This is a genomic window from bacterium, assembly GCA_004322275.1.
Taxonomy (GTDB): domain Bacteria; phylum Desulfobacterota; class Deferrisomatia; order Deferrisomatales; family BM512; genus SCTA01.
This window is the reverse complement of the sequence record SCTA01000007.1, coordinates 107830-114455: the sequence shown is the minus strand read 5'-3', so window position 1 is coordinate 114455 and position 6626 is coordinate 107830. Positions and strand designations below refer to the sequence as shown.

The 6626-nt window shown below is 59.1% G+C and carries 8 protein-coding genes; all 8 read right to left on the bottom strand.

Going from position 1 to position 6626, the window contains the following annotated elements:
• Positions 1 to 162: 162 nt before the first annotated feature.
• From EPN96_02890 to EPN96_02855, 8 genes are read right to left on the bottom strand one after another with little or no spacing between them, the layout of a single operon-like run.
• Positions 163 to 789, bottom strand: a complete 627-nt coding sequence (locus tag EPN96_02890; GenBank protein ID TAL18249.1) for an HAD family hydrolase — start codon at positions 787 to 789, stop codon at positions 163 to 165.
• Entirely contained in the window at positions 786 to 1277 is a 492-nt protein-coding gene (locus EPN96_02885) for a hypothetical protein (GenBank protein ID TAL18248.1), read from the bottom strand. Before EPN96_02885 ends, EPN96_02890 begins: the two co-directional genes overlap by 4 nt.
• A 9-nt stretch (positions 1278 to 1286) precedes the next feature.
• Positions 1287 to 2960 (bottom strand): hypothetical protein, encoded by a 1674-nt coding sequence (locus EPN96_02880; protein ID TAL18247.1) that lies wholly within the window; start codon positions 2958 to 2960, stop codon positions 1287 to 1289.
• Entirely contained in the window at positions 2957 to 3715 is a 759-nt protein-coding gene (locus EPN96_02875) for a LarC family nickel insertion protein (GenBank protein ID TAL18246.1), read from the bottom strand. The genes EPN96_02880 and EPN96_02875 overlap by 4 nt, the downstream gene beginning before the upstream one ends.
• Positions 3712 to 4485, bottom strand: coding sequence for a nickel pincer cofactor biosynthesis protein LarB (gene larB / locus EPN96_02870; GenBank protein ID TAL18245.1), 774 nt, complete (start codon positions 4483 to 4485; stop codon positions 3712 to 3714). Before larB ends, EPN96_02875 begins: the two co-directional genes overlap by 4 nt.
• A 33-nt stretch (positions 4486 to 4518) precedes the next feature.
• Complete coding sequence (larE, locus tag EPN96_02865) at positions 4519 to 5313, bottom strand: ATP-dependent sacrificial sulfur transferase LarE (protein TAL18244.1); 795 nt, start codon at positions 5311 to 5313, stop codon at positions 4519 to 4521.
• A complete protein-coding gene (locus EPN96_02860) occupies positions 5313 to 5852 on the bottom strand; it encodes a hypothetical protein (GenBank protein TAL18243.1) in 540 nt (179 codons plus the stop codon). Before EPN96_02860 ends, larE begins: the two co-directional genes overlap by 1 nt.
• The gene (locus tag EPN96_02855) at positions 5849 to 6613 is read right to left on the bottom strand and encodes an alpha/beta hydrolase (GenBank protein TAL18242.1); all 765 of its coding nucleotides are present in this window, start codon (positions 6611 to 6613) and stop codon (positions 5849 to 5851) included. The genes EPN96_02860 and EPN96_02855 overlap by 4 nt, the downstream gene beginning before the upstream one ends.
• Positions 6614 to 6626: the final 13 nt, after the last annotated feature.

Here is a 6626-nt window from a genome sequence, read left to right as displayed (position 1 = left end):
CGCATCCGGCTTTTGGCCCGCTTTTGCCGCTCATCAATCGCAAAACCTCGACGTAGAACAACTACGCCTGCGGTTTTACTCAATCTTCGCGACAAAATCGCTCTCAAAATCCGGCGCGATCTCCGAAAGGCCTATTTACGGACAACCCCTTAGTGGGGACTGTCACTTTAACATTACCGCAAGACCTGAGGGTTCGCTGACAAAATATTCAGAATTATATCTAAATCCGATAAAATCTATTCCCGCGCCCTTTGCCGCCCTCTCGTCCAGCACGGAATCGCCCACGTAAAGGGCCTCGGACCGCGAAACCCCGAAGTGGCTAAGGGCCAGATTAAGGATGTCCGGCGCGGGTTTCGGGTTTTTTACGTCCCTTACCGTGAAGATCTTTTTCATGAAGCATAAAAGCCCGGCGCGCTCAATAAGCGCGGCCGCGCTCTTACCCCGGTTGGTGGCCACGCAAAAGGAGTGGCTTTCGGAAAGGAGGGAAAGGGTTTCGGCCCAGCCCGGCTCCGCCTCGACCATGTCCGCGAAAAGCCCGTAGTCCAGAGAGTCGCTGTAAGCCCTCACCGCCTCTTTTATCTCGCCGGGAAAAAAAACGTCGATTACCTGGGGCGTCGAGAGGGTATGGAAGAGACGTATCTTTTCAGTCTCCCCTTCACTGACCTCGCTTAGGCCGAAACGGGAGAGGATGTGGTTGTAATAGGCTACGTTGGCTCTCTCGGAGCGAACCAATACGCCGTCGCAATCGAGGATTACGAGCTTTTTGCCTCTGAACTTTCCCGGCTTCATTGAGGAGAGCAGCCCAGTTCTATGAGGGGTTTTTGGGGGTCTTCGACCTGCCAGGGAAGAATCAGCAGAAATTCGAGGCGAAGGGCGGGTTTGCCGTACCAGACTCCCGGCGGCTCGCGGAAACTGCGCACCGCGACCCAGCCGTTCTGTCCGCAGGGCTCGAAAACGTCGCTGCCGGGATGTCTCGGGGGTTCGCCTTCCCTGCCTACGATTCTTCCGAGAAAGGCGAAGGTGCCCGAGTAGAGAGACATGCCGGGAGCCACGGGCGCGAGGTGGCGGGAATAGGTTTCCTTGCGGGGATCTATCCCCAGCTCGGCCAGCAGCATCTTGAATTCGGGGGGAAAGCCCGCGGGGGTGACCTTCTCATAGTTGCGGCAGCCCGCGCACCTGCAACCCCAGGAAGCGCCCTTTGGGGCGAGCGCGTAAACCCGCCTCGTCCGTTCCCCGTCGCTCTCTATGTTTCTCCCGCCGATGTTTTTTGCCAGCATGTCGCAGCTCTACTCCATCTTCCGCAAGGAAAACCTGCCCTGCCCCTTGGCGGGGAGTCTGACCGTGGACCTGTAGCCCAGAGGTTCCTCCCCGGCGCCGATTTTCCGTGAAAAGCCCGCCGCCCGATAGACGTCGGAGCTGTCGAAGTTCGTCCGCCCCGGCGCGCGGCTGACCAGAAGGGCGCTTCTGGTGGGAGCGTAAACGACGACCTCCCTTTCCCTGTAACCGGAGCCGTCCACCGCCTCCAGAAGGGCCAGAAGCCTCTCGGGAAAGGTGGGAAGGGTTCCGGCTCCCTCGCCCACGAAAAGAAATCTCTCCGACTCGCCGTCGCCGGCTCTTTCAAAGTATATATCCTGCGGGGTGTCGTCCGCCGAATTTTTCGCCCTGGCGAAAAGCTCCTCTCCGGGAAGTTTCCACTCTCCGGCGACCTTGGAGGTGACGGGAAAATCATGCCTGTCGCAGCTTGCGGTAAGAGTCAGAAGATACCCCTCCGGTGCGTCTTTGGTTATTACTCCCTCGGTCCTTTTCTTTGAAAGGGTTTCCCTGAGGGTCACGTCCCTCCCGCAGAAGCACTTCAGGGGCCTTTGCTCCCTGCCGAGCTCCTCTTTCACTTCGCGCCAGGTTTTCATCCATTCCCGGCTGTCGCTCCCCATGAGATCGCCGAAAACCGATATTTTCAGGGTTATCCTTCTGCCCGTGGACGTGTTCAACGCCTCTATATCATCCCCGGTCCTTTTGAGCTTCACAATCCCCTGGTGGGCCGCTATCCACTCGTCAAGCTTCTCCCTTGTCTCGAAAACCGAACAGGCGTCGTCCGCCGCCTCCATCGCGGCGCCCAGAGGTCCGATCCCCTCCAGCGCACAACGCACGAGCCAAAGCGGGAGACCGGCGGACACCCGCTCCTCGCGCTTGCCCTTTGGGTCGTAAAGGACGAATTCGTCTCTTTTTGAGTCGTAGGCAAGCCCCCTCTTTCGCGCCTCGTCCGCGAATTTCGCGGTCAGCCCGGCTTTGTCGCAACGGACTTTGAGTTCAACCCCCTTGATCTTCTTTTCGACGCCGGGAAGCCACTCTTCCGGAGTCGATCTTACGAAGGAAGAGTACCCCGGATCTCCCGGAGAAACCCGCAGCCATTCTTCCCCCGAGACTTCTCCCTTTTCAAAGAGCCGGATTTTGCAGCCGTGAGGGAGCTGACCTTCCCTTTCGCCGGAGCTCAGGAAGGCGTGTATCTTCTCCCGGAAGGAAACCTCCTCGGAAAAGACCATAAACCATTCGTCGGCCTCCAGAACCGCGCCCAGTTCGCGAAGGGCTTTTCGGGCTTCGCCGTAATCCCCCCGCGCCATCGCATCCCTCACCCAGCGTCCGGCCAGTTCCGCCCCGTACCGGTAGCGCGTTTCCTCGGCGAGGAAGGAAGACTTCCGCAAAAACGAGAGAAACGCCGGATATCTTTTAAGCCCCGTAAAACATTCGTACCTGATCGCCAGAATCTCTTCCGCCGCTTCGCCCCCAAAAGATTCTTCGGGAAGGTAGGAGAGCGCCTCCTCGTATTTCTTCCGGTCGACGCTGTCCCAGGCAAGGTTGAGGCGGGCGCGCACGAGAGGACCGTCTTCGGAGAAAGCATGGGTTGGTAAAAACGATGACAAAAGAAGGAGGGAGGCGAGAAGAACCGCCCGCGTGGCTTTCATTTCGTACCGATGGTGGCCCGAAAGACGTTCGGAAAGGAAAGTTCCTTTTTACCCGCGCCGTACCCGATTCCCTCGACCTTCATCTCCAGCGGCGCTTTCAGAGGCGACGAGAAGTGAGTCGCCAGCGCGGCTCCGGTAGGCGTCGTCAACTCCCCCGTCTCCTCGCCCTCGTAAAGGCTCAGGATTACGTTGTAGTTCTTCACGAGCGCAAGGGTGGCCGGCGCGGGCACCGGCAAAATCCCGTGAGAGGTGCGGATCTTACCCGAGCCAAGCGCCAGGGGAGCCAGATAGGCCCTTTTCGCGCCGAGGGAGAGGAAAGCCGCGCACCCCGCGACTACGTCCGCGATTGTGTCCAACGCCCCGAGTTCGTGAAAGCGGACCTCTTCCACGGGCACCGAGTGGATATTCGCTTCCACTTCTCCGAGGCGGCGGAAGATCTCCGCCGCGTGGCCTTTCACCCCGGAGTCCGCCTTCGAGGACCCCAGAAGCTCCAGAATGGTTGAGAGACTGCGGTGCGGATGGCCGTGTTCCTGCAGATAATCGGCGTCCTGACCGGTCCTTACGTCGATTACCCTAAAGGAGGTGGCGGCGATCCCTCCCTTCGACACCTTCCTGGCGGTTACGTCCAGCCCGTCGATGCCAAGGGAAAGGACGCTCTCCCGCACGAAGGAAAAATCCGCTCCGAGGTCGAGGAGCGCCCCGGCGAACATGTCTCCGCTGACCCCCGCGACCCCGTCAAAGAGAAGAACCCTCATTTCTTTTTGGCTTGTCTCCCGCCGGCGGCGAGTTTGTTTATCATGTCGGCCTGCACCGCAGCGCCGAAACCGTTGTCTATGTTCACGACGCTGACCCCGGTGGCGCAGCTGTTCAGCATGGTGAGAAGCGGCGCGATGCCGCCGAAAGCGGTCCCGTAGCCGACGCTTGTGGGAACGGCTATCACCGGAACGTCCACCAGCCCCGCGACTACCGAGGGAAGAGCCCCTTCCATCCCCGCGACGGCTATTATGCAGTTGGCCCTGCGGAAGGCGCCCGCGTGGCGCAGGAGCCGGTGAATCCCCGCCACTCCCACGTCGTAGATCCTCGTCACCGCGCTGCCGAAGAGTTCGCAGACGACGGCGGCCTCTTCCGCCACTCTCTGGTCGGAGGTTCCGCCGCTTATCACCACCACGGAGCCGACCTTTCGCACCGTGTCGGAGCAGTATTCCACGATGCGGCATTCCTCGTGGTATTCCGCCAGGGGAGTAAGCATCTTAATGGCGTGATACATCTCGGTGGAGGCTCTGGTGCAAAGCACCACGCTGTTGCGTTCGGCCAGCCTGCCGAAGATGTCGGCGACGTCGCCGGGGGTCTTGCCCTCGCCGAAGATGACCTCCGGGTAGCCGGTGCGCACCCTCCTGTGGTGGTCGAGCTTCGCGAACCCGATGTCCTCGAAAGGAAGCTTGGAGAGTTCGTCGAGGACGAACTCGGTGTCCAGTTCGCCGGTCTTGTAGCGGTCCAGCAGGCTTTTCAGATATTCAGGAGTCACTTTCGTCCCTCTCTATTCTATAAAATAAATAAATCAGTCCATAGAACCGAATCTGTAACCGCCAAGGTCGATCGAGGCGTACTTGAAGCCGCACTCCCTGATTATCGCAAGGACCTTTTCCCGAAGCTGCCCCGCGGCCCTTTCGACCTCTCCCTCCGGCACTTCGAGCCTGGCGAGGTCGCCGTGGCAGCGAAGGCGCAGATTTGCGAAACCGAGCCCCCTCAATTTTTCTTCCGCGCATTGTACAGCAAAAAGTTTTTCTCCGGTAATCCTCGTTCCGTAGGGAAATCTTGTCGCAAAACAGCTCTGGGGCTCCGCGTTCCAAGTGGGGAGTCCCATTTCCCTCGAAAATTCCCGCACCTCTTCCTTTGTGATTCCCAAATCCCGAAGGGGGCTTGAAACCCCCAGTTCCAAAAGCGCCCTGGAGCCGGGCCGGTAGTCGCGGCTGTCGCTGGCGTTCGTCCCGTCTACGAGGACGGGCATTCCCTCTGACCGCGCCACTTCCCAAAGTCGGGTGAATATCCCCTTTTTGCAGTGGTAGCAGCGGTCCACCGGGTTGCTTGCGACCTTTTCTTCCCCGAGGACGTGGACGGGGACGATAATGTGGCGAACCCCCGTCTTATCGGCGAATCTCTTTGCGTTCCCAAGCTCCCACGGCGGGTAGAAACCGGAGGCGACCGTGACTCCCGCGACCCTTTCGGGCAATACCGCGTGAGCCCGCGCCAGAAGGAAGGAGGAATCGCACCCCCCGGAAAAAGCTACGAGCGCTCCTCCCGCTTTCCTGAAAAAATCGTCCAGCCCGGAAAGTTTTTCGTTTCCCTCTCCCATCAGTTTTCCTCTGAGCCGCCCCTCGCGGCTTCGGCTATCATTTCGAGGGATACGGCCGACTGGAAGTGTTCAATCGACTTCGAGAAATCGGGGGTTGCCGTTCTTTCGGCGAGTTCCTCCGCCCTGTCGAGGACCTGCTGCGTCAAAATCTGCATAACCTCGTCCCAGCGGGCGCCGATCATGTAGACCAGTTCCAGCTTCTCGTCGTACATGGCGACCTTGAGCCTGTTTTGCTGCGAAAGGAGCGCGAGGAGGCTCGCGTCTTCCTCGTCGAAGACATCGAAGCAGCTTTCGCCGAGAATTTCCCCCGCCTCCGAAATACAGTGAAGGCAAAGGCATACGACCGGCCCGTGCTCGCTCCCTTCGACGATCCAGCCGACGGCCGGTATGGCCGAAGCCTTTTTGAACCCTTCCAGAAGTTCGCCGGTGGATTTTACGAGCAGGACGCCCTCCTCGCCCGCGCCGAGGTCGAGCCGAAGACAGACGACCGCGAAATCGCAGTTGTTGAAATATTCCAAAAGTTCGGGATCGAGATTCATCGGGTAATAATTCCTCTTTCAAAATCCGCCAGCCGCGACGCAAAATCGTCGGGTTTCTGGATGCAGTAGTAGTGTCCGGCTCCGGGTATCAGGGCGAGCGAGGAGCCCTCAATCCCCTGATGGAGAAAGCGTTGGTGCGAAACCGGAGCGAGGAGGTCTCTTTCCCCGCCTATTATCAGCGTCGGCACTTTAATTTCGCCGAGGCGGGGTCTTAAATCCACAGCAAAAAGCGACTTCAGGAGTCTCGCCGAAAAATATTTGTCCGCCTTGCCCAGCATGTCCAGCAGAAGGTTTCGGTCGGCCTCCCCCTTGAGGTGCCTGTAGACTCCCGCCCTCATGCCGAAACCGAGAAAAGAGGCGGAAAGGAGGGCCAGAGGTCCGAGGGTCAGCCCCCTGACCCACTTCCTCCCTCCCCCCCAGCAGGGGGAGGAGCAGACGAGCGCCAGAGAATCGACGAGGCCGGGGTTGCGAAGGGCCACCATCAGCGCGAGAGTGCCGCCCATCGAGTAACCGCATAAATTGACTTTGTCCGCACCGCTGCTTTTGATTTCGTCCGCAACAAAATCCGCGAGGTGGACCAGGGGATCAAACGCGGTATTTTCCGGCGGAGGATTTTCACCGAATCCTGGTAGATCGGGGGCTTTTATGTGATAGTCTCTAGTAAGACGCCTTTGCTGGAAGACCCACATCCTGTGGTCTACGCCGAGGCCGTGAATTAAAAATAACATATCTTCACCAGGCTGCCTGAATCGGCCCCCCATTTTCGGAGAACCT

What these genes read in the sequence shown, in the direction of transcription:
- EPN96_02860 (TAL18243.1), bottom strand. Translation starts at nt 5,852, where the DNA reads ATGAATCTCGATCCCGAACTTTTGGAATATTTCAACAACTGCGATTTC.
- EPN96_02875 (TAL18246.1), bottom strand. Translation starts at nt 3,715, where the DNA reads ATGAGGGTTCTTCTCTTTGACGGGGTCGCGGGGGTCAGCGGAGACATG.
- larE (TAL18244.1), bottom strand. Translation starts at nt 5,313, where the DNA reads ATGGGAGAGGGAAACGAAAAACTTTCCGGGCTGGACGATTTTTTCAGG.
- EPN96_02880 (TAL18247.1), bottom strand. Translation starts at nt 2,960, where the DNA reads ATGAAAGCCACGCGGGCGGTTCTTCTCGCCTCCCTCCTTCTTTTGTCA.
- EPN96_02855 (TAL18242.1), bottom strand. Translation starts at nt 6,613, where the DNA reads ATGGGGGGCCGATTCAGGCAGCCTGGTGAAGATATGTTATTTTTAATT.
- EPN96_02885 (TAL18248.1), bottom strand. Translation starts at nt 1,277, where the DNA reads ATGCTGGCAAAAAACATCGGCGGGAGAAACATAGAGAGCGACGGGGAA.
- EPN96_02890 (TAL18249.1), bottom strand. Translation starts at nt 789, where the DNA reads ATGAAGCCGGGAAAGTTCAGAGGCAAAAAGCTCGTAATCCTCGATTGC.